Below are 2687 nucleotides of genomic sequence, written 5' to 3' on the forward strand. Positions count from 1 at the left end.
GCACCTCACCGGTCTCCACCCGCTGCTTGACCTGGCGTAGCGTCCGGCGGATCAGCAGAGCAGGGTCGTCGCCGACCAGGTGCGCGGCCAGCCCGGTGGGCGGGGTGACGCCGGCCAGCGGCCGGGCGGCCAGCTCGGTGCCCCGATCGCCGGGCGCCGGCCGCACCCGCACCTCGATCGCCCCGTCCAGGCGGCCTAGCGGCTCCGGCCAGCGGCCGTCCGGAAGGACCTGCTCCGGGGGCCGGTCGACGGTCACCACCTCCCACCGGGCCGGCGCGGCGGCGTCGCCGTCCGCGCCCGGCCGGCCACCCCCACGGGGTACGCGCAGCAACCGTGCCGCCCTGGCCAGCGCCGCGCCGCCGAGGGCGGGTCCCGCCCGTGCCAGCCGTCCCATCGGCACCACCCGTCCTCCCGGTTCACGTCCCCCGATCGTCGGTCGCGGCCGGGTGAAGCGCGCTCGCCCGGAAGGGGTGAACCGGCCCGGGTCGGGTAACCGCTCGCCGACCGGGGGCGGAGCGTGTGGTGGGGGTGGGGCTGGGTGCCGGAACAGAATGAGGTACGGGTCGAACCGGCGCCGGGGCCACCGCTGTTGGCGTCCCGGCTGACACCGGCCGTGCCGCCGGAACCGGTGGTGGCCCGGCCCCGCCTGCTGCGCCGGCTGGACGAGGGCAGTGCGGGACCGGTGACGGTGGTGGCCGCCCCCGCCGGCTGGGGCAAGACGACACTGCTGGCCTCCTGGGTGCGGCTGGGCGGCGCCGCACCCGACGTCCAGCCCGGTGAGGTCGTGCCCGACTCCGGCGACCTGTCGGTGTCGCCCGCGGACACCCCCGTCTCGGCCTGGATGTCGGTGGAGGCCGGCGACGACTCCGACCGGCTCTGGGCGTACCTCGCCGCGGCGCTGCGCTCGGCGATCGGGTCGACCGACGACGGCCCGGTGCCCGACCGGCCACCGCGCCCCGACCAACTGGAGGCGTTGGCCGCCAGGCTCGCCGCCGCCGACCGGCCGGTGCTGCTGATCCTTGACGATCTGCACCGGGTCACCGACCCGGCGGCGTTGACCGGCCTGGAGTTCCTGCTGCGGCACGCCGGCCGGCGGCTCCGGCTGGTGATCGGCTCGCGCGCCGGGCTGCACCTGCCACTGCACCGGCTGCGCCTCGCCGGTGAGCTGACCGAGATCGGCCCGGACGAGCTGGCGTTCACCGACGACGAGGTGGCCGATCTGCTCACCGCCCACGCCGCCGCGCTGCCGGCGAGCGCCGTGCACCGGCTTCGGGAGCGCACCGGCGGCTGGCCGGCCGCGCTGCGCATCGCGGCCCTGGCGGTCCGCGGACAACCCGACCCGGAGCGCTGGGTGGGGCAGTTCGGCGGGGACCAACCGGAGATCGCCGGCTACCTGCACGAGGAGGTGCTGGCGACGCTCGACCCGGCCGAGGTGGACCTGCTGCGGCGTACCGCCCTGGTCGACACCGTCTGCGCCGACCTGGCCGAGGCCCTCACCGGCCGCGCCGACGCCGGGCAGGCGCTGGCCGACCTGGCCGGGACCGGTGGTCTGCTGCACCGGGAGGACACCCGGCCACCCTGGTACCGGTGTGAGCCGCTGCTCGCCGACCTGCTCCGTGCCGACCTGGCCCGGTTGCCCGCCGACGACCTGCGCGAGCTGCACGTGCGGGCCGCCGACTGGTACGCGGGCGACGGCCGGCCCGCCGACGGACTACGGCACGCCCTGGCCGCCGGCCGCTGGGACCTGGCCGGTGACCTGTTCGTCGCGCACTGGCCGGAGCTGACCCGCTACGACAGTGGCCCGGTGCACGCGCCGGCACCCGCGCCGCCGCCAGCGGAGGTGATCCGCGCCGACCCGGAGGTGGCGCTGGCCTGCGCCGCCGAGCGGGCGTACGCCGGTGACCTGCCGGCGGCCGACGGTCACCTGCGCGCCGCCGCCGGGCACGCCGCGGGCCTTCCGGTGCCGCGCCGGGACCGGTTCCTGCGGTTGGTCACCGCGCTGGAGCTGACCGTGGCCCGGCTCGCCGACGACCGCGGTGAGGTGCGGGCCGCCGCCGCTCGCCTGCTGCGTACCCGCCCGTCGGACGCCACGCCGACCCGGGTGCCGGACAGCCCGCCGACCGGTGTGGTCAGCTCCGCCCCGACGGCCGGTGGCGGCGGCGCTGCGGACGACCTGGACCTGCGGGCGTTCACCGGCACCGCCCTGGGGCTGGTCGTGATGGCCGACGGCGAGCTGCCCACCGCCCGGTGCGTCCGGGCCCGGGCGGCAGCTCGGGAGGCTGAGCGACCGCGCACCGTGCTGGTCGGGGCCCGCCGCGCCGCGCTGCTGCTCGCGGTGCGCGGCGAACTGCGGTCGGCCGAGCAGGCGGCCCGGGACGCGCTCGGCATGCCGCCCTGCCGGGGCTGGTCCTGTCGGCTCGACTGCGGCTACGCGTACCTGGCTCTCGCGGTGGTGGCGCTGCTGCGCGACCAGCCCGACGAGGCCGCCGCGAACCTCGCCCTCGCCCTCGCGGCGCTCGACGTGGCGGGCGGTTGGTCCGGCGACGCGGAGGTGGGCGACGAGTGGCTGGCCGCCGCTTCCGGGGAACCGGTGGCGGCGGCGGTGGCCGCGTTGTGCGGGGCTCAGCTGCGCCGCGACTCCGGCGACCCGGCGGCCGGCCAGCGGCTGCTCGTCCGGGCCCGGGAGG

General features: G+C 78.5%; 2 protein-coding genes. One reads left to right on the top strand and one right to left on the bottom strand.

Annotation, left to right across the window (positions count from 1 at the left end):
- A partial coding sequence (locus tag KBX53_RS28875; RefSeq protein WP_210862749.1) for a hypothetical protein occupies positions 1–403 on the bottom strand: 403 nt, incomplete at its 3' end.
- A 135-nt stretch (positions 404–538) separates the two neighbouring features.
- Here KBX53_RS28875 and KBX53_RS28880 point away from each other — a divergent pair.
- The coding region (locus KBX53_RS28880) for an AAA family ATPase (protein WP_309140880.1) at positions 539–2687 on the top strand (2149 nt) is incomplete at its 3' end.

The sequence above is a fragment of the Micromonospora sp. M51 genome (genome assembly GCF_018070305.1).
Classification (GTDB): Bacteria; Actinomycetota; Actinomycetes; order Mycobacteriales; family Micromonosporaceae; genus Micromonospora; species Micromonospora parva.